Annotated in this window: 16 protein-coding genes; 10 read left to right on the top strand and 6 right to left on the bottom strand. The window is 33.5% G+C overall.

The features are described 5' to 3' along the window. Positions 1-483: 483 nt before the first annotated feature. From AB3G39_RS11020 to recG, 5 genes are all read right to left on the bottom strand, one after another. Positions 484-1,341: a bestrophin family protein gene (locus AB3G39_RS11020; protein WP_367752828.1), complete on the bottom strand. Its 858-nt coding sequence runs from the start codon at positions 1,339-1,341 to the stop codon at positions 484-486. A 156-nt stretch (positions 1,342-1,497) separates the two neighbouring features. Beyond that, positions 1,498-2,802: a TolC family protein gene (locus tag AB3G39_RS11015; RefSeq protein WP_367769609.1), complete on the bottom strand. Its 1,305-nt coding sequence runs from the start codon at positions 2,800-2,802 to the stop codon at positions 1,498-1,500. Positions 2,803-2,812: 10 nt separating this feature from the next. Next, positions 2,813-5,908: an efflux RND transporter permease subunit gene (locus AB3G39_RS11010; RefSeq protein WP_367769612.1), complete on the bottom strand. Its 3,096-nt coding sequence runs from the start codon at positions 5,906-5,908 to the stop codon at positions 2,813-2,815. Positions 5,909-5,977: 69 nt separating this feature from the next. Further along, positions 5,978-7,036, bottom strand: a complete 1,059-nt coding sequence (locus tag AB3G39_RS11005; RefSeq protein WP_369765157.1) for an efflux RND transporter periplasmic adaptor subunit — start codon at positions 7,034-7,036, stop codon at positions 5,978-5,980. Positions 7,037-7,317: 281 nt separating this feature from the next. After that, entirely contained in the window at positions 7,318-9,423 is a 2,106-nt protein-coding gene (gene recG, locus AB3G39_RS11000; RefSeq protein ID WP_367769616.1) for an ATP-dependent DNA helicase RecG, read from the bottom strand. Between the two features lie 178 nt (positions 9,424-9,601). Between recG and AB3G39_RS10995 the strand changes: the two genes are divergently transcribed. The 8 genes from AB3G39_RS10995 to AB3G39_RS10960 all read left to right on the top strand — a co-directional run bounded on the left by AB3G39_RS10995 (position 9,602) and on the right by AB3G39_RS10960 (position 17,577). Then, entirely contained in the window at positions 9,602-10,795 is a 1,194-nt protein-coding gene (locus AB3G39_RS10995) for a hypothetical protein (protein ID WP_369765156.1), read from the top strand. 103 nt (positions 10,796-10,898) lie between these two features. Beyond that, positions 10,899-11,528, top strand: coding sequence for a hypothetical protein (locus tag AB3G39_RS10990; RefSeq protein ID WP_367769624.1), 630 nt, complete (start codon positions 10,899-10,901; stop codon positions 11,526-11,528). 93 nt (positions 11,529-11,621) lie between these two features. Continuing rightward, on the top strand, positions 11,622-13,340 hold the full coding sequence (locus AB3G39_RS10985) for a serine hydrolase (RefSeq protein WP_369765155.1): 1,719 nt from the start codon (positions 11,622-11,624) through the stop codon (positions 13,338-13,340). A gap of 56 nt (positions 13,341-13,396) precedes the next feature. Beyond that, the gene (gene bla, locus AB3G39_RS10980; protein WP_369765154.1) at positions 13,397-14,134 is read left to right on the top strand and encodes a BlaB/IND/MUS family subclass B1 metallo-beta-lactamase; all 738 of its coding nucleotides are present in this window, start codon (positions 13,397-13,399) and stop codon (positions 14,132-14,134) included. A 148-nt stretch (positions 14,135-14,282) separates the two neighbouring features. Continuing rightward, positions 14,283-14,729: a YhcH/YjgK/YiaL family protein gene (locus AB3G39_RS10975; protein WP_369765153.1), complete on the top strand. Its 447-nt coding sequence runs from the start codon at positions 14,283-14,285 to the stop codon at positions 14,727-14,729. Between the two features lie 150 nt (positions 14,730-14,879). Further along, positions 14,880-15,425, top strand: a complete 546-nt coding sequence (locus AB3G39_RS10970) for a DUF1697 domain-containing protein (protein WP_367752849.1) — start codon at positions 14,880-14,882, stop codon at positions 15,423-15,425. Between the two features lie 78 nt (positions 15,426-15,503). Then, entirely contained in the window at positions 15,504-15,932 is a 429-nt protein-coding gene (locus AB3G39_RS10965) for a hypothetical protein (protein WP_369765152.1), read from the top strand. Between the two features lie 160 nt (positions 15,933-16,092). After that, positions 16,093-17,577, top strand: a complete 1,485-nt coding sequence (locus AB3G39_RS10960; protein WP_369765151.1) for an aminopeptidase P N-terminal domain-containing protein — start codon at positions 16,093-16,095, stop codon at positions 17,575-17,577. A gap of 59 nt (positions 17,578-17,636) precedes the next feature. Here the strand turns inward: AB3G39_RS10960 and AB3G39_RS10955 are convergent, their stop codons facing one another. Continuing rightward, positions 17,637-18,374 (bottom strand): diphthine--ammonia ligase, encoded by a 738-nt coding sequence (locus AB3G39_RS10955; RefSeq protein WP_369765150.1) that lies wholly within the window; start codon positions 18,372-18,374, stop codon positions 17,637-17,639. A gap of 101 nt (positions 18,375-18,475) precedes the next feature. Here AB3G39_RS10955 and AB3G39_RS10950 point away from each other — a divergent pair, with 101 nt between their 5' ends. Together AB3G39_RS10950 and AB3G39_RS10945 are read left to right on the top strand one after the other, a co-directional pair. Next, entirely contained in the window at positions 18,476-20,542 is a 2,067-nt protein-coding gene (locus AB3G39_RS10950; RefSeq protein ID WP_369765149.1) for a M1 family metallopeptidase, read from the top strand. An 18-nt stretch (positions 20,543-20,560) separates the two neighbouring features. Next, positions 20,561-21,457, top strand: coding sequence for a patatin family protein (locus tag AB3G39_RS10945; RefSeq protein WP_369765148.1), 897 nt, complete (start codon positions 20,561-20,563; stop codon positions 21,455-21,457). Positions 21,458-21,461 lie beyond the last annotated feature (4 nt).

Raw genomic sequence — 21,461 nt, 5'->3', positions numbered from 1 at the left:
ACTTATGAAAACGAGTGTTTTCAGTGGTACGAAAATACGATTAAAAACGATATTTCCAATAAGTATGTTACTGGATAGGGACTGCTGTTGCCTTTTTATAAATCTATATGACGATAATCTAGTTGCACGGTTTTAGTACTTAGGCAGGAGAATTTTATACACTTTGTCACTGCGAGGAACGAAGCAATCTCATCTAGTATTTCCGTTGTAATAGTTTTTTAGTTTTATTGTCGATGTTTGAGTGAGATAGCTTCGTTCCTCGCTATGAATTTGATTAAGGGAAACCGTAAACGTCATTATTTAGCACAGGTTTATTAGCCCCGGTAGTAGTGAAAGGCTTTGCAGGGAGAAAACCACTTTTTTCTGGTTGAGGCAGAGCGACCAAAGGAAGCTCCTGCAACAGCCTAGAAAAAGGGTTTTATTACAAAAAGACTGCAACGAATGACGGGATAAGCTCCTAAAAAAAACTAAAATGTATTTAATTTACAGCAATTCCTCGACGTGGCGCTTGATGTTTTCGGCAATTTTTTTGGTAGGTAAATCATTGTCGTCATGGCCAAAAGGATCTTCGATTTCTTCGGCAATTAACTCTAAGCTTGCCAAAACGTAGAATATGAAAACTACTACAGGAATCACATAATACCCCAAATTAAATACGTACCCAAATGGTAAGGTCATCACGTAAAAGAAAATGAATTTCTTGATAAAAGCACTGTAAGAATAGGGGATGGGCGTATTCTTGATTCTTTCGCAAGCGCCACAAATATCAGTCAAAGACTGGATCTCGTGGTTCAAAATAATGAGTTGGTCACCCGTTATTTTCTTAGAATTATAAAGGTCATTGATCTTGTGAAATAAAATTTTGGCGACTTGATTGGGTCTGTGTTTGTGGTGCTCGATGATGATATCTTCAAAAAGTTGCTTGCTGGTTTCTTCGTCTTTTAAATGTTTGTTCAAGATAGAAGCATAGCTAGGAATTAATTTCCTGAAAAAAGCACGGTCCGATTCTTCCTGTAAAATAACGGACAGTTTTATAGCTAGATTTCGAGAGTTATTTACTAAACTTCCCCATATTTTACGTCCTTCCCACCAGCGATCGTAAGCGGTATTGGTCCTGAAAACGAGCAATAATGAAATCACAAATCCCAGCATGCCATGCATGATAGAAATGTTCTTGACATGACTGTTTTCTGGCAATTCCCAATATTCGATTTCAAGATAGGCAATCCCAGCTGAATAGGTACCTATGAAAATCATCATGGGAATCAGCTGCCGAAAAGTGTCGGCTTTGTGAAAACGAAAAATAAACGTAATCCAGTCTTTTGGGTTGTATGAAATCATTTTAGTAAGTCGAAAGTTAAAAAGTCCTAAAGTCGTAAAGTCTGAGGATTGCACTTAGAAGTTATTTACCGAAAACCAGATGATTACTTTATCTAATTTCAAGAATTCTTTTTATAATGTCTATGTTCTATTCCTCAGATTTGCTACAAATCTAATTTAAAATTGGATAGCTCCCGCTAATTCTTTCAACGCAATTTCGGATAATTTTGCCTGAAACTGGGCATCGCTATAACGGACTTTAGCATTGACATAATTCAATTGCGCCGTTCTAAATTCGAGTGTGGTAATAGTACCAATATGGAATTTATCTAAGGTTATATCTAAATTTTGTTTGGCAATCGCTTCATTTGTCTCTTCCAAATCAATCAATTCTAAATTGGTTAAATAGGTTTGGTAGGAAGTAGCCAATTGCGTGTTTAAGGCTTGATTTTGTTGCTCTATTTGCAGGGTTGAATTTTCAATTTCAATGTTGGCAATGGTCTCATTTCTTTTTTGCGCAAAGCCATCAAACAAGTTCAAAGAAGCACTAAAACCATAATTTAATCCACGTGCCGATGATTGCGTAGTAAAACCAAGACTGGAATGACTTTCGGCAAAATTATAACCAGTATTCACTTTTACAGTAGGGTAGCGCCCTGATTTTACTTGTTTTAATTCGAGTTCAGCTACTTTTTTACTGATGACTAAAGCTTCTATTTGTGGGTTTTGCTTTTCGGCTAATGCCTTTAATTCGGCAAATTCCAGTTTGCTTTCCATCGTAAAATCTGAAACGACTTTAAAATCAATTTGGGTATCTCTAGCCAAAAGCTGATTGAGTGCGATCTTAGAATTTTTATATAATTCTTGTTGTCTTAGCAAAGTCACTTTATCCGTATTAATGTCTACCTGCGCATTTAAAACCTCCAGTTTAGATGCTTTACCAATAGTAAACCGATTTTTGGCCAGATTCACTCTTTGATTCGAAATAACAATAGTAGTGTCTAAAGCTGCCAATTGTTGCTGTTGCTGTACCAAATTGTAATAAGCGGTTTGCACATCGCTTATTTTTGTAATAATGGTGAGTTTCAACTGGGTTTCACCTAGTTTTTGTAATTCTTGCAATTGATCTTTTCTAGCAAACATTTTAAAGCCATCAAAAATAGTCCAATCCAGACCCACGCCATAATTTAAACTGTTGCTTTTGGCATTATTCAAACTGGTTGAAGTACCATCAGTACGGGTTTGTGACAAATTTTGCAGGTTGTTGTTTTGCGTTATAGAGGCAGTGGCTTTGGGTAACATTCCCGCATTTCCTGCTGTCACATTCGTTTGATCTATTTTTAAATCGTTTTTGGCAATCTTAATTTCGTAATTGTTTTCTAAGGCTATTTTTACAGCATCTTCTAATGATAATACTTCCTGTGCATTTCCTTTAATGAAACAGAAGAACAGCAATAGTACACTTTTGAATATTATTTTCATGTTCGTCTTTTTATTTACTTTCGTTTTCATATTCCTCAATGTGTTCAAATTCTGGGTAATGCTTGCGGGCTTTAGACCACATAAAATAAAGTGCTGGAATTACAAATAAGGTTAATACCAATGAGAAAATAGTTCCTCCTACAATTACAACTCCCATTCCAATTCTACTTGTCGAAGCGGCACCAAGCGACATAGCGATTGGTAAAGCTCCCAAGGAAATCGCTAAACTTGTCATTAAAATAGGTCTCAATCGTGCCTCCGAAGCTTCTAGAATGGCTTGTAGTTTTGGTTTGCCTTGTTCCCGAAGCTGATTCGCAAATTCGACAATTAAGATTCCGTTTTTGGTTACTAAACCTATTAGCATTACAGTTCCAATTTGGCTAAAAATATTCCAAGTTTGGTCAAATAACCATAAGGAAAATAAGGCTCCTGCCACGGCCATAGGAACGGTAAGTATAATGATAAACGGATCAATAAAACTTTCAAATTGTGCCGCCAAGATTAAAAATATTAATAGTAAAGCCAATCCAAAAGCAAAAGAAGTATTCGAACTACTCTCTACAAAATCCCTAGATTCTCCACCTAAATCGGTAGTAAAAGTATCGTCAAGTACTTTGGCTCTAATTTGTTCCATAGCTTCAATTCCATCATTGATACTTTTGCCTGGAGCGAGCGCCGCAGAAACAGTAGCCGACATGAATCGATTGTTATGATACAACTGTGGCGGTTTACTTTGTTCCTCGATACTCACAATATTATCCATTTGGATTAAATCCCCTTTGTTGTTTTTAACATACATTGAGGTTAAATCCAATGGTTTCGAACGGTCTTTTTGGTCAAATTGTCCAATAACTTGGTATTGTTTTCCTTTTTTCATGAAATAGCCAAAACGCTGTCCGCTTAAGGATAATTGCAAAGTTTGTGCAATATCAATTACTGAAATACCTAAACTCTCCGCTTTTTCACGGTCAATAGTTACGTTGATTTCGGGTTTGTTGAATTTCAAATTCACATCGGTCATGGCAAAAGTAGGATTGTTGGCCGCTTCCTCCATAAATAATGGAATTTTCTCTTCTAACTTAGCAAAACTTTGGGTTTGAATGATGTATTGAATAGGCAAACCACCACGTCTATTTACGGCGATGGTAGGCTGTTGTGTCACTGATGTTTTGGCATCCGGATATTGTTTGGTCCATTTGGTTAATTTTTCGGCAATTTCATCTTGGGATAGTTTTCTTTCACTTGGTTCTTTTAACGAAAGACGCATAAAACCACTATTCACTGAGGAAGATCCAAAACCAGGGGAAGTCACGACCAAACTTACTTTTTTCTCTGGAATAGAGTCATCTACCAATTGGGCGATTTCTTGCATGAATCGGTCCGTATATTCATAACTCGCGCCTTCAGGAGCAGTCATTCTTAGAATTAAAGAACTACGGTCATCATAAGGTGCAGTTTCTTTTTGGATCAAATTATAAAAAACAAAAATCAAAGCAAAGCAAGCAAATAAGATGGGGAAACTCCACCATTTTTTAGCCATAAAACGACTTAGCGCATCGGCATAATTAGTGTTTAATTTTTGGAAATACGGTTCGGTTAAAACGTAGAATTTTGATTTTTTTTGTTCGCCACCTTTCATTAAATAGGCATTCAACATGGGTGTAAGAGTTAACGATACAAAGGCCGAAATTAAAACCGCCGCACCAATAACGACACCAAACTCTCGAAAGAGTCGGCCCACAAATCCTTCCAAAAAGATTACTGGTAAGAATACTGCAGCTAAGGTGATAGAAATAGAGATTACTGCAAAAAAGATTTCGTTAGACCCTTTAATAGCTGCCTCGATAGGCGTCATACCTTCTTCTACTTTTTTGAAAATATTTTCGGTGACAACAATTCCGTCATCGACTACTAATCCTGTTGCTAAAACAATGGCCAATAAAGTCAAAACATTGATTGAAAAACCAAACAACCACATGATGAAAAAGGTTGCAATCAAAGAAACTGGGATGTCAATTAAAGGTCTAAAAGCAATAGCCCAATCTCTAAAAAATAAGTAGATAATTAAAATCACCAAAAGAATAGAAATCCCTAAGGTTTCGGCCACTTCCAGTACTGATTTTTTTACAAAAATGGTATTGTCAAGCGCAATGTTTAATTTGATATCCTTTGGCAAATCCTTCTTTAACGCTTCGAATTGCTCATAAAAAGATTTCGAAATATCTAGATAATTTGCGCCTGGACGAGGAACAATCGCAAGACCAATCAATGGTAAACCCGACTGACTTAATTTGGTTTCGATATTTTCAGGACCTAATTCAGCTCTTCCCACATCACTTAAACGGACAATTTTATCACCATTCGTTCGGATGATGATGTTATTGAATTCTTCGGCTGTTGCTAAGTTTCCAACCGTTTTTACGGTCAACTCCGTATTATCACCCGTTAATTTTCCTGAAGGCAATTCGACATTTTGTGCATTCAATGCGGTGCGCACTTCGGCTACTGTCAATCCGTAGGAAGCTAGTTTTACAGGATCAATCCAAAGTCGCATGGCGTAGCGCTTTTGACCCCAAATTTGAACACCACTTACCCCAGGAATGGTTTCTAAACGTTGTGAAATTACATTCTCCGCATAATCACTTAATTCTAGTGGACTACGAGTGTCACTTTGTACGGTCATCGAAATAATTGCATCACTATTGGCATCAGCCTTAGAAACTACAGGTGGCGCATCAATATCTTGTGGTAAGCTTCGAATGGCTTGAGATACTTTGTCACGAACATCATTGGCGGCTTCTTCTAAGTCTTTATCCAAGTTAAATTCTACCGTGATATTGCTACTTCCTTGTGCACTGGAAGAAGTGATATTTCTAATTCCGTCAATCGAGTTGATTGCTTTTTCAAGTGGTTCCGTAATTTGTGACTCTATAATATCACTATTAGCACCAGTATAATTGGTACGAATAGAAACTTGAGCGGGATCTATAGAAGGAAATTCTCGAACGCCAAGGTAGGTATATCCTATAATCCCAAATAATACTATTGTTAAATTCATAACAATAGTCATCACGGGTCTTTTAATACTTAGTGTAGATAAACTCATTTAGATTTTTTATTTTTTTATTGCTGATTTGAAGGCTAAGATTTCGACTTTGAATCGGATACCCTAAATCTATTTAACGGTTACTTTAACAGGAGCATCATTTTTTAATGCCATTACACCAGTTGTAATTACAGTATCACCCGCTTTTAATCCCGATAAAATTAATAGAGAAGCATCCGTTCTAGTGGCAGTTTCAACCATGATTTCTTTGGCTTTTCCCATATCAGAAATGAACACTTTTTTACCGTTTTGCACTGGAATCACCGCTTGGCTAGGAACAACAATAGCATCTTTAATGACATCTAGTGGTAATTCGACATTAGCAAAAGTTCCAGGTAACAATTTCCCATCTTTATTATCTGTTATCGCACGAACTTGTAATGTTCTGGTATCAATTTCTACAGCCGGCTCTATAGCATATACTTTGGCTGAATACGTATCAGAAGATCCCGCCACTGTAAAATTCAGATTGGTGTTATTTTTTATTTGATTGGCATATTTTTCAGGAATCGAAAAGGTGATTTTTAATTGACCAATGTTCACGAGTTTGGCTACTAAAACTGTAGGAGTAATATAGGTTCCTTTGGAAATCGAACGCAAACCAATTCTACCTGAAAACGGAGCTCTTACTGCTGTTTTAGCAATTTGGGCTTTAATCAATTGGCTTTGCGCGCGAGTGGATGCATATTCAGCTCTTGCTACATCATACTCTTCCTGGCTGATGGCTTCTTTTTGTAATAAAAGTTTAGCTCTTCGCTCGTTTTCTGAGGCTAAACTTTCTTTGGTATTGGCTTGACTTAGTTGCGCTCTTAATTCGGTATCATTAACTTTAAAAAGCAATTGTCCTTTACTGACATTGGTTCCTTCTTGAAAATTTATACTTTCTACAATTCCAGACACTTCAGATCGAATCTCTACTTGCTCATTGGCTTCAATTGAACCCGAAAGGGATAAATTGTTATCAAAAGTTTGCGGTTGAACCACAATTCCTGACAAACGCATGGCTTTTGGTTTTCCTGATTTATCATTTCCTGCTTCCGATTTTTCTTTATTTTCCATAATTCGATACGTGATAAAAGCACCGAAACCAACAATTAACAAAGTGTATATAAAGTATTTTATTTTCATAGTTATTGAGTAAAGTAAGGATTAGGGTTTTATAATATTATGTTAAAAAATCAAATTTAGGTTTTCATTTCCGAATCAGCAATTTGTTAATTTTTATTTAACGTTTGTCTATACAAATATTTTTAATAAATGGAAAAAAATGAATGAATCCTCAGAAATAGTAATGGAGAGGCTCATTTTTAAAATTCAGAAAAACAATTGATATCATTCTTAAATGGTAGTAGGACGTTAAAATGGTTAAAAGGTTTAAAGGAAAAGGGAAAAATATTTTAAAAAAAATACTAACTGATATAGTTCCAAATATTTTTCTTTTTGGTCAATTCAATATAAACTGCTCTTAGGGAAGCATGTTCTGGTTTTTGCAACGGAGCATCTTCTTTTAATATTTTCATAGCATGGTTTCTGGCTAACGCCAAAATGTCTCTGTCTTTTACAATATCAGCAATTTGAAGATTAAGTACACCACTTTGCTGCGTTCCCATTAAGTTTCCAGGACCACGAAGTTTAAGGTCGACTTCGGCAATTTCAAAACCATCGTTAGTACTCACCATGGTTTCCATTCGGGTTTTACTATCCGAACTCAATTTATGACTCGTCATCAAGATGCAATAACTTTGGTCGGCACCACGCCCTACGCGACCTCGTAACTGGTGTAGTTGTGAAAGGCCAAAACGTTCCGCACTTTCTATAATCATTACTGAAGCATTGGGTACATTAACACCCACCTCTATTACAGTAGTTGCGACCATTATATTGGTTTTACCTTCGGAGAAGCGTTTCATTTCAGCATCTTTATCGGCAGGTTTCATTTTTCCGTGTAAAATTGAAATGGCATATTGGGGTAGCGGAAAATCACGAGAAATACTCTCATAACCGTCCATTAAATCTTTGAAATCCATTTTCTCCGATTCTTGAATCAGCGGATAAACAATGTAAATTTGGCGTCCTATCGCAATTTCATCGCGTATGAATTTCCAAACTTTTAAGCGGTTGCTATCAAAACGATGTACCGTTTGAATGGGTTTTCTTCCCGGAGGCAATTCATCAATCACAGAGATATCTAGATCGCCATACAAACTCATCGCCAGTGTTCTTGGAATAGGAGTTGCGGTCATCACTAAAACATGTGGTGGAATCACGTTTTTCTTCCACAATTTAGAGCGCTGCTCCACACCAAAACGGTGTTGCTCATCAATTACTGCTAATCCTAAATTTTTGAATTTCACCTTGTCTTCTAGCAATGCATGTGTGCCAATCAGGATTTGCAAAGTCCCATTTTCTAGTTCTTCGTGAATGATTCTTCGTGCTGCAGTCTTACTTGAACCAGTGAGTAGTTTAATGTTAATATTCAGTTCCTTAGCTAATTCTGATAATCCTATAAAATGCTGATTTGCCAAGATTTCGGTAGGTGCCATCAAGCAGGCTTGAAAACCATTATCAAGCGCCAATAACATCGTCATAAATGCCACAATCGTTTTTCCAGAACCTACGTCACCTTGTAATAATCGGTTCATTTGGGCATTGCTACCCATGTCCGTTCTTATTTCTTTAATCACTCTTTTTTGTGCTCCCGTGAGTTCAAAAGGCAGGTGATTTTGATAAAATTCATTGAAAAATTCACCTACAACAGTAAAAGGATGCCCTTTGATTTTATGTTTCTGAATCAGGTTTTTAGTAATTAACTGCAACTGAATAAAAAACAATTCTTCAAATTTTAATCGGAATTGGGCTTTCGCCAAAGCTTCGGTGCTTTTAGGAAAATGGATATTGATTAAAGCGTCTTTTTTAGAAATCAGCTTTAGTTCAGCAATGAGATAATCCGGAAGCGTTTCGGTAAACAAAGTATGCGTTTCAAGAAACAACTGTTGCATGATTTTGTTAATCGTACGGTTTGAAATACCTCGATTTGTGAGTGTTTCTGTCGAAGGATAAACGGGTTGCATGGCGGAGCGTAAACTTTTTTCATGTTCGCTCAATAATTCAATTTCAGGATGTGACATATTGTACATACCATTGAACGACGTGCATTTTCCAAAAATAACGCAAACCTCATTGATTTTGAGTGATTCACGAACCCATTTATGTCCTTGAAACCATACTAGTTCCATTTGTCCAGTATCGTCGACAAACGTTGCTACTAATCGTTTCCTGCCTTTACCAAACTCCACCGTTTTGACATTGATAATTTTACCAATGATTTGAACTTCGGCTACATTATTTTGCAATTCATTGATTTTGTAATAACGGGTGCGATCAATGTAACGGTTGGGGTAAAAATTGATTAAATCGGCATACTTATGAATCCCCAATTCCTTACGTAGCAATTCGCCCCGACTGGGACCAACGCCTTTCAAATATTCAATGGGAGTAAGTAGGAGGTTATTCATTTGACTGTATTGGACGCGGGTAACACGGATTTGCAAATGCAAAACACAGATTAATGCGGATTTTTATTTTGATGAAGCGAAGATAGTTTTTTGTTTGGAAATTTGGAAATGGGACGGATGGAATGTGATGTAGGAAAAAAGTGTATATTTGATTAATTGTTAAAAATGTAAAAAAGATATGAAACAGGTTTTTACCATTCTATTGTTAGTTCTTTCCTTCAGTTTTAAACTGAATGCTCAAACTAAAAAAGAAATATATAAATTTTCAGAGGATATAAGTACTAAGTTGAAAAAGGATACAGTTCCTTGGCGATTTCAATCGGCAGCCGTGGATTACTCCATAAGTGGAAATTATAAAAAAGCATTGCAAGCTTATGATATGCAGGGAGCTGAAAGACAATCGATTTCTACAAAGGATAGCTTGTATTTTGATAATTTTAAACCAACAAATGCAAAAGATTATATTATAAATCGTTCCAAAAAAGAAAGAGTAATAATTATTAATGAGGCGCATAACAATTCGATGCATAGAGTTTTTACGACATCTTTATTGAAAGGTCTTTATAAGAATGGGTATCGTTATTTTGGGCTTGAAGTTTTATATGATACACTTATTAACAAAAGTAAATTTGTAAATCTTGAAAGTGGAAATATTTATTTACACGAATCACAAAATTCTAATTTAATTAAAGAAGCCTTGAATATTGGTTTTGTTTTATTTGATTATGAATATGATTATGTGAAAGGGATGACTGCAAAGGACAGAGAAATTATACAAGCTGAAAAAATTGCTAAAATGATGGAGCAACATCCTAAAGATAAGTTTTTAATTCATTGTGGATACGATCATCTTAATGAGGGAATTCCCGAAATTAAAAGTTGGGAGAAAGCGATGGCAGGACGATTAAGTGATAGGACAGGGGTAAATCCTTTTACTATCAATCAAATTCCCTGTTCTGAGAAAGGTTCTCCAGAGTTTAGTAATCCATACATAAGAATTGCCAATCAAAAGAAACCTGTGATTATGGTTAATGGAAATGCAGAAACATTTAATGGTCCGGAGGGAAATGGTGTTGCTGATTGTAGAATTATTCATCCTGTAACAGTTTATAAAAAGGGCCGACCAGATTGGCTTTATTTAGATGGTAGAAGAAAAGCATACCGAATTAAAACAGATTCTATAATTAATTTTCCAGTATTGGTTTTGGCATATCGAAGCAATGAATTTGAAAAAGAAGGAGTTCCTGCAGATGTTATTGAAATAAACGATAAGAATCAAGAAGCCAATTTAATTTTGGATAAAGGAACGTATCGAATACTTATAAAAAACAGGGACTATAAAACAATATTTGATTATCAAACAAAAATTTAAAGTAGCCCTAAAATATTAATTTAGTAGACTCTGTGTTTAAGTCTACTTCAAATGTTTTATTATATAGTCCTTTATTAAACTAGTATAAATATCTTTTTATAGTATGATAAAAATTGTTACTTCTTTTATTTTGTTGATCTCAATTTCCGTTTACAGTCAGGATTTTGAAGGTAAAATTGAATATAAATTATCGTATTATCAAACGGATAGTAAAGCGATTATTGATTCTCCTGAAATTATAAAATTTCTGGGAGGTACATCTACATTTATAACCAAGAAAGGATTTTATAAACAAATTACGAACTCGCAATATATGGCTTTTCAACTGTATGATCCCAAGGAAAATAGGTTGTACATGAAGAGTAAAATAGATTCGGATACGTTATTTTATATCGTTGCTTCAAAAATTAAAAACACCAAGTTCGAGTATGAAATTATTAAAAATGCCGATACTATCTTGGGACATGTTTGTGATAAATTAAGTGTTCGAGACAGTGTAGGAAAACAAGACTATTATTTTGCAAATGATTTGAAAGTAAGTCCAGAATATTTTCAAAATTTCACCGCTTTTAATAAAAATAAAATTACTGATATTATGAAATCAGTATTTCTTAGAGTTGATTATTATTTTATCGATTTTATTGCAAGAATGGAAGCTACAGCTATTATCGAAACTAAAGAAAATAATGAAGAGTTTCTTTTACCTCCATATAAAATTTTACTTGAAAAATAAATACTTTTTATTTAAAGAAACTTATAAATTTACTACTTGAAAAAACTTTTCAACCTTCAAATTATTAAAATATAAATTCAGACAAGTCCCAAAATGAAGAAAACAACAACCCCATTTTTATTCAAATTAGTATTTCTAATTTTCACTATTCTATTGATTAGTTTACCACATGCTGTAGCGCAAAATAAAACGGCACAACTAGATAAATTAATGAATCAAGCTCATGCAAATGGTGTATTTAATGGAACTGTTTTAGTTGCTGAAAATGGAAAAGTGATTTATCGCAAAGCTTTTGGCTATGCCAATAAAGAAACAAAACAGTTATTAAAACCAGAATTTTGTTTTGATTTGGCATCTGTTTCTAAGCAATTCACTGCTATGGGAATAATGATTTTAAAAGAAAGAAATAAGCTTTCGTACGATGATAAAATCACCAAGTATTTCCCTGAATTCCCTGTTTATGGGAAGGATATTACAATACGGAATTTACTAAATCAAACATCGGGTATGCCATTATATCAGCCATTCGCTAAGAAATATAACCTGACGAATGCTGAAATTTTAAAAATAATAGAAGAAAGAGAAGCGTTGGACGCTGGCATTGGAGAGCGCTATGTGTATAATAATGCTGGTTACGTTATGTTGGGTTTAATTGTAGAAAAAGTTTCGAATAAGTCCTTAGCAGCATTTTTGAAAGAAAATATTTTTAAGCCATTAAAAATGAAAAATACTTTGGTTGGGGATACACCAAAAAATGATTTAAAAAATAGAGCTATTGGTTATACTGTTATTGGTGAACTTGACGATTATGTAGTTTCACACACGGGTTCTACAAGTATGTTTTCAAATGTTGATGATTTGTTTTTATGGGATCAAGCTTTATATACTGAAAAGTTAGTTTCTAAAAAAACTATGCAAGAAGCGTTTACTCCTGTTGTTTTAAATGATGGTTCAGTATCTAATTACGGATTTGGATGGTTTGTTACTCCAGAAAAAAAATCAGTTAACCACTCAGGAAGTGATTTTGGTTACCGTGCGTTTATCATGAGGGATTTAGAGAAAAAAAGCACTTATATCTGGCTTACGAATGCTGGAAATGCTATTAATAAAGATGAGATGAATGTGGCGATAGAAAACATATTAGCGTCTAAACCTTATGAAATTCCTAAGATTACCGTTTTTTCAGAATTACAAAAAGCATTAGAAGTAAACTCGGTAGATGATGCTATTGCAAAAACGACTAAATCTATACAATCGAAGCCAAATGAGTATGCAATGGACGATGCTGCTATTAATGAATTGGGTTACAAATTCCTTAACGAAAAGAAATTATCGGAAGCCTTTTCGATATTTAAATTTAATGTTCTAATAAATCCAAACTCTTCAAATGTTTATGATAGTTTAGGAGAGGCTTATCTATTGCAAAAAGACACCGTCAATGCTATCGAAAATTATAAAAAATCAGTGGCACTAAATCCAGATAATGCAAATGCAAAAAACGTTTTAAAAAAATTAGGGATTGCGACAACTGATTTAATTACTGATGTTACAGTTGCTCCAGAAGTTCTTAAAAGCTATTTGGGTAAATATCAGTTAAATGAAAATTATTCTTTTACAGTAACCGAGGATAAAGGGCAATTATATATTCAAGGAACTAACGAAAAAATTACAACTGTATATCCAATGGCGCAAAATAGATTTTATAGTAAAATAATTACAGCTCAGTTTACTTTTAATAGCGATAAAAATGGACATGTTGATAGCTTGACATTAAATATGGGAAAAGATATGAATGCTAAAAAAGTGGAATAAGTCCCTATTAAAATATTTGTCTTAGAACTTTTAATAAATCATCGATAGCAATACTAATGAAAAAACACATTCTTCTAACAACCTTATTTTTAATAGTCAGTTCTACTTTTTCTTTTGGGCAAACCGTAAAAAACGAATTAAAAATTAGCCCAATTACGACTAATTTTTATGTTTACACTACCTATAAAATGTTTGGCGCTAAAAAACAAGATGCCAATGCTATGTATGTGGTTACTCCAGCTGGTGTTATTCTTTTTGATTCCCCTTGGGATGATTTTCCATATCAATTGTTATTGGATAGTATTGAAGCAAAACATCATAAAAAAGTAGTTTTGGCACTATCCACACATTCTCATGAAGATAGAACTTCAGGAATTGATTTCTACAAACAACATGGAATAAAAACCTATACCACTAAGAAAACAGATAAAATTTCGAAAGAAAATAAAAGACCAAGGGCTAAATTCCTAATGACTAAAGATTCTGTTTTCAATATTGGTGGATTTAAGTTTGAAACCTTTTATGGCGGTGAAGGGCATACAAAAGATAATATTTTAGTTTGGTTTAATCAACAGAAAGTGCTTTATGGGGGATGCTTAGTAAAGAGCATAGATGCTACAGACTTAGAATATGTTGGAGAAGCTAATATAAAGCAATGGCCAAATACAATTAAACGGGTGCAAGCTAGATTCAAAAACCCAAAATACATTATTACAGGACATCATGATTGGACAAGTACAAATGCTTTAAGTCATACTTTAGATTTATTGGAAGAAAATAAAAAAACAAAGTGATCCATGATTGATCTTAATTATTTCGACAATTTCTAACCCTATTTTAGAAAAGCAATAAAATAAAAAAAAGTTGATTTTTGAATTAGAATATTATATTTCCTCAAATTTGCAAAAGCATTACTACAACGTAAAATATAAAATATAAAAAATGATAATTGATAAAATTGAAAATTATGGCCTTTACGCTAACCTTACCGAAAGATTAGCCAGAGGATTTAAATTTATTAAAAACACTGATTTGGATCAAATAGAGCCTGGGACTTATGAAATTGAGGATAAAGTCGTATTTGCTATTGTTCAGGAATACGATACAAAAGAAATCAAAGATTGTGTACTCGAAGGTCATACAAAATATATCGATATTCAATATGTGATTGAAGGGTCTGAATTAATTGGGGTAAGTACCAAAAATGATCAAAAAGTAGTGACTAGTGATTTAGATAAAGATTACACTTTTTATGAAGGGGAAACAACATATTTAAAACTGGAGGCAGGAATGTTTACGGTGTTTTTTCCAGATGATTTGCACAGACCAAGTGTAAAAGATGGAGAAAGCGCCAGAGTTAAAAAAGTAGTTGTTAAGGTTTTGATTTAAAAAGTAAAAATTAAAAGTTATTTATCCGAAAGTGCTATCACTTTCGGATTTTTTTTGTGCTTAAAACTAAACAGTATTTTCTAATTTAATAAAATTGTGAATTCTACTTTAAACACAATATCTTTGGAACAATAACAAAAACTGTAAAAAATGACAACGCATCTCGCACTCCTTCGTGGTATCAATGTTTCTGGACATAATATGATGAAAATGGATTTATTAAAAACGACTTTGGAGAAAATAGGCTTTACCAATGTGGCTACCTATATTCAATCAGGTAATGTTTTTGTAGATTCTGAAGAAGAAAGTGCTGCCAAAGTTGGTTTTATCATCAAACAAGAAATTTTTAAAGCATTTGGACATGATGTACCAACGATTGTAATAGGAATAGAAGATTTAAAAAAATGTTTTACCAACAATCCTTTTTTGAAAGAGAAAGAATTGGACATCAAAAAAATATATGTGGCTTTTGTTTCTAAAGAATTGCGTTCTGAAAACATCAATGATTTAAAAATTAGTCAGTTTAAACCTGATGAAGCCCAAATTGACGGCAACAGAATCTTTATTAAATATGCCGTAGGTGCAGGAAAAACTCGATTAGACCAAAAATACATTGAGAAAAAATTAAGTCTTACTGCAACGATTAGAAATTGGAATACAGTAACGCAGTTGTTGAAAATGTATGAAGAACGATAAAAGAATTTAAAAATGATTAAATTGAAGCAACCTTTACTATCAAATAGCATCTTGTAAGAAATTTAAACGTTGATAAAAATGAAAAAATCAATTATTTTTTGTGCTTTGCTAGCCCTTTTTTGTTCTTGTTCCAATGACAATATAAAAGCGATCACAACCGCGTATCATGGAAAATGGGAATTATACAAAATGTCTGGAAACTTGCCAAATTCTGAAACTACTGGTACAGGAATGGAGTGGCAAGAGAGTTACACTTTCAAAACTGATGGTAGCTTTACTAAATCCAGAACTAGAAATGGAGAAAAAACGGAACTGTCTGGAACCTATGTTTTTTTAAAAGTGCAAGAGGAGTCTTTTCTGGAATTAACCTATAAAATCGATAGTGATATAATAGGGAGTTGTTATGGAAATAATAAGGAAGAGCTTTATATCCTGCCCAATTCAATTTTGTCAAGTACTTGGAGAAATTGTGATGGTCCAGGATTAGAATATAAAAAAGTAAACTAGGAAGTTGTTTTAATACGAAGCTACTATTGTTTAAAGATAAAAAGAACTTCTCTTTTAATCTTTAAACAATATTTTTTTTGCAAAAATAAATCGGTTATATTTACTACTTAATACTAATTTTCATACCGTTTCTTTAAGCTCATTTTATATTATAAAAATTATGTCTTTAAAACTATCCGTTATTATCAGTTTGTTTTTTGCCTCATTTGCATTTGCACAAACAGGAACTCCCACAGATTATCTATCATCACAATTTCATAAAGAACGAAGAGTAGCACTACGTGCTAAAATGCCCAATAATAGTGTGGCGGTTTTTTTTGGAAATCCAGTTCGCAACCGCGCTAATGATGTTGATTATGTGTACCATCAAGATCCTGATTTTTATTACTTAACGGGATATAAAGAACCCAATTCAGTTTTAGTAATTTTTTCGAATGATCAGACCAATAAAGAGGGTAAAACCTACAACGAAATGTTATATGTGCAGGAAAAAAATCCAAAAGCAGAGCAGTGGACAGGTATTCGTTTGGGCACCGATGGAGCCAAAAAAGAACTGGGGTTTGATGTAGCTTTTAATGGAAAAGATTTTTTGAATTCAGGGATTGACTATGCTAGTTTTTCGACAGTGCAATTCAAGGAATTTAATGATGACTATAGAAATTCAAAAAAAGAAGAGGCCGATTTATACAAGTTGGTTGCGGCATTTAAAAGTCAGGTTGGATATGATGTGAAGACTGTACCACAAACAGATTCTAAATTACAAACAGAATTGGGCTTAAAGAAAAATATAACCACTAAAAAGGCTGTTTTAGATACAGAATCTATTAAAACGTATATGGCTAGTTTGCGAGAGAAAAAAACCAAGGAAGAAATGGTTTTACTTACGAAGGCAGTGCGTATTTCAGCTATGGGACAGCGTGAAGTTATGAAAGCCATGCATCCTGGAATGTCAGAAACTGAGATTCAGGGACTTCATGAGTTTGTCTATAAAAAATACGGAAGTGAGTTTGAAGGATATCCTTCTATCGTGGGTGCTGGAAACAATGGATGTGTGTTGCATTATATTGAAAACAGCAAAACAAAAGTGGAAAACGAGTTAATTTTAATGGATTTAGGAGCGGAGTATCACGGCTACAGTGCCGATGTAACGCGAACTATTCCAGCAAATGGTAAATTCTCTCCTGAGCAAAGAGTGATATACGACTTGGTTTATGATGCACAAGAAGCGGGTATTGCTACAGCTGTGATTGGAAATAGTATTAGTGCTCCAGATGGTGCAGCTCGTAAAATTATAAGTCAAGGTTTAGTAAAATTAGGAATTATAAAAACAGAAGGAGATTCCAGAAAATATTTTCCACATGGTACTTCGCATCATATTGGTTTAGATGTTCATGATCCAGGATTGTATAATAATTTTGAGGAAGATATGGTTCTTACAGTTGAGCCAGGAATTTATATCCCTGTTGGTAGTAACTGTGATAAAAAATGGTGGGGAATTGCAGTTCGTATTGAAGATGATATTTTAATTACAACAAATGGTCCTGTAATATTATCGGCTGAAGCGCCTAGAAAATCTTCAGAAATTGAAGCATTAATGAAAGAGAAAAGTGTTTTTGATACCTTATCACTGCCTAATCTAGATTGATATTTTATTTTTAGAATATAAAAAGCTCCGAAATGATAATTTCGGAGCTTTTTGTTTTATTATTTGCTGAGTAAATCACAGTACCAAAAACCAAAATCAAATGCATCTGGTGCACTTGTATCGCAGGCTGTGTCAGAGGACTCTTCTTTTTCGGGTCTTTCATATTTACGGTACACAATTTCACCAATTTCAAAATCAATAGGTTTACTAAATAAGGGACCATCAAAAGTAAAAGTATGAAATTCTCCATTTTCACCACATACATCCACATTTTCAGGCAAATCATTGATGAAATCTTGGTCAATTACCCGACCTACAAAGCTTTTATCTAAATAGCGTTCGTTCACGCAAACTACAATCGTTTTAAAACCTAAATGGATGAATTCTTGAATCAAATCTTGTGTTGGGACTTTCCATAGCGGAAAAGCACCTTTAAAGCCTATTTCGGCTAATTTATCTTCCCGGTATTTACGCAAATCTTCTAGAAATATGTCTCCAAAAACAGAATGGGTTACTCCTTGACTTTTCAATTTCTCCAATGTTTCCTGCATTACCTTTTCGTACACTTCCATAGTTGGCATTTCGGGAATTTGCATTATTTCTAATGGTAATCCCATGCTACTTGCTTGTTGTTGTAGTAATTCCACTCGAACACCATGCATCGAGATACGTTGGAATTGTTGATTAACACTAGTGAGCAAGCAACTAATTTCAAAATTAGGATCTTGCAGTATTTTGTATAAGGCCAAAGCAGAATCTTTACCGCTGCTCCAGTTAAATAGGGCTTTCTTTTTCAATGAGATTGTATTGTTTTTTCAGGTAGTAAACTTACAAAATTAGTTCTATTAGTTCGAGAAACCTTCGTAACTTTGAAAGATAGATGCATTAATTTTTTAAAATGAAATACCTTTTATTATTTATATCCACATTTGCTTTTGCACAACAAACTAAATCCGTTGACTTTAAAATAGTTCAAGGTCAAATTACGGTTAATCCTATTGAAAAATCAGTTTCAGGTGCAGTCAGTTACTGGTTTGAGGTTTTAAAACCTATTGATACCATTAAAATTGATGCACAAAATATGGAATTTTATGAAGTAGAATTAAATCAAAAAGGAATCCAATTTATTAATACCAAAAAACAAATTGTATTGATTTCCGATTTCAAAAAAGGAAAAAATAACATTAGTTTTAATTATACAGCTAAGCCAAAGCAGGCGTTGTATTTTATAGGTTCAGAAGAAAAAGATAATGTGCAAATTTGGACACAAGGGCAAGGAAGATACACCAGTAATTGGTTTCCAAGTTTTGATGATGTAAGCGAGAAAGTTATTTTTAATCTGGAAGTGGTTGTGGATTCTAAATATCAAGTAGTCGCTAACGGAGTTTTGACCAGTAAAATCAATAACGATTCAATGACCTATTGGAGATTCAACATGCAAAAACCAATGAGTTCCTATTTGCTAATGATGGCTATAGGTAAATTTGAAAAGCAAACCCTATATTCCAATTCAGGAATCCCTTTAGATTTGTATTTTGAGTCCAAAGACAAATCTAAGTGGGAACCAACTTATCCTTATTCGAAGGAACTATTTGATTTTTTAGAAAATGAAATAGGAGTGAAGTACCCTTGGAGAATATACAGGCAAATTCCTGTTCGAGATTTCTTGTATGCAGGTATGGAGAATACATCGGCTACTTTGTTTTCCAGCAGGTATGTAGTAGATTCTATCGGTTTTTCAGATCGTTCCTATACCAATGTCAATGCACATGAACTAGCACATCAATGGTTCGGAGATTTGATAACTGCCGAAAGTGGAAAGCATCATTGGTTACAGGAAGGATTTGCGACTTATTATGCGTTATTAGCGGAACGAAAAATATATGGCGACGATTATTTCTATTCCAAATTATATGAATCAGCCCAACAAATAAAATATGCGTCCAGAACAGATACGATTCCGGTTTTGAATGCCAAAGCAAGTTCTTTGAGTTTTTATCAAAAAGGAGCTTGGGCACTTTTTGTTTTGCATGAATCTGTTGGGGATAAAGCCTTCAAAAAAGCAGTTTGCAGTTATTTAAATACCTATAGATATAAGACGGTAACAACCGAAAATTTCTTTGATCAAATTCATAAATTTTCACATTTCGACACAACTAAATTTAGTAAAGTATGGCTAGAATCAACTGTTTTTAACACTAAAGAAGCTAATGAGTTACTGTTAAAAAACAAAACAGTTCAGTTGTTGTTTGAAGTCGAAAAAGTAAAGAAAAATGTATTGGCAGATAAAATAGAATTCTTTGCTAAAACACTTCAATCAGATGCCTATTATACGGTAAAAGCAGCAATTGTCAACCAATTGAAAAATGAAATTTTTGAAAATAAAAAAGGATTATTGGAAATGGCTTTAGCTACAAATAATGTTCAAGTTCGACAAGAAGTTGCTGTTTCATTGCCTAAAATTCCTGAAGAATTTAGAGAAGAATATGAAACACTATTAAATGATAAATCCTATCAGACTCAAGAAATTGCATTGTATTATTTATGGAATTCCTTCCCTGAATATCGTATTAAATATTTAGATTTATCAAAGGATTGGATTGGTTTTAATGACTATAATTTAAGAACATTATGGTTGTCATTGGCTTTGTCAACTCCAGATTATTCAGTCGATAAAAAGGCTTTAATTGAGGAATTAATCAATTATTCTTCTACCAATTATGAAGCCATTACAAGGCAAAATGCATTGGAAAAACTGATTGCTTTTCAATTATTAAATGATGATGATGTATTAAAAAATTTAATCAATTCAACAACACATCATATGTGGCAATTTTCTAAATTTGGAAGAGATAATATTCGATTACTACTTAAAAACCCAAAAATGAGAGCTTCATTTGAAAAGGTTTTACCAAGTTTAAATGAAAGCGAGTATTTTCAGTTGAACAGGTTGTTAATAGAGTAAAATATAAAACAGTTTCCTATGAGAGCATTAGTAATTTCAGGAGGAGGAAGTAAAGGCGCATTCGCAGGTGGTGTTGCTGAGTATTTATTGGATAAAGAAAAAAATAAATATGACATTTTTATTGGAACATCTACCGGAAGTTTGCTGGTTACTCATTTGGCTTTAGATAAAATTGATGCAATAAAAAAGGTATATACATCAGTTACGGAGGAGAATATATTTAACAGATGCCCATTTAAAATAAAAAATAAAAATGGCGTTGATATTATAAAAATAAACCATTTTAATGTTTTAATTAATTTTCTAAGAGGTTCAAATACATTTGGAGAAAGTTTTAACTTAAAAAAATTGATAAAAAAAACGATTACAAAAGAGGATTTTTATCAATTAAAAAGCGGAAATAAAATTGTTGTTGTTACCGTTACGAATTTAAGTAGTAATAAAGTAGAGTATAAAGCGCTTTCTGATTTTGATTATGATGATTTTTGTGATTGGATTTGGATTTCTTGTAATTATATTCCTTTTATGAGTCTTGTTATTAAAAACAATAGCGAATATGGTGATGGAGGTTTTACTAGTTTGGTACCTATTCGAGAAGCTATTAATCGTGGAGCAACTGAAATAGATGCCATTATTCTGGAGACAGAAGTTCATATTTCACCCAAATTCACTGGGAAAAACCCATTTTCATTATTAGTAAATCTTTTCGGAACATTACTCGAACAAGTTCAAAAAAACGATATTACTATCGGGAAATTAACTGCAATTAATGAAAATGTAAAACTCAATTTATATTATACACCCACACAGTTAACAAGTAATGCACTGGTATTCAATAAAATTCAAATGGAAAAATGGTGGAAACAAGGATACGAAACCGCTAAGGAACGGAATGGAACCAACAAAGAAAATTAACTTT

It is taken from the genome of Flavobacterium sp. WC2416 (assembly GCF_041200095.1).
GTDB lineage: Bacteria > Bacteroidota > Bacteroidia > Flavobacteriales > Flavobacteriaceae > Flavobacterium.
The sequence above is the reverse complement of the archived record's forward strand: the minus strand, read 5'-3'. Positions and strand labels throughout refer to the sequence as shown.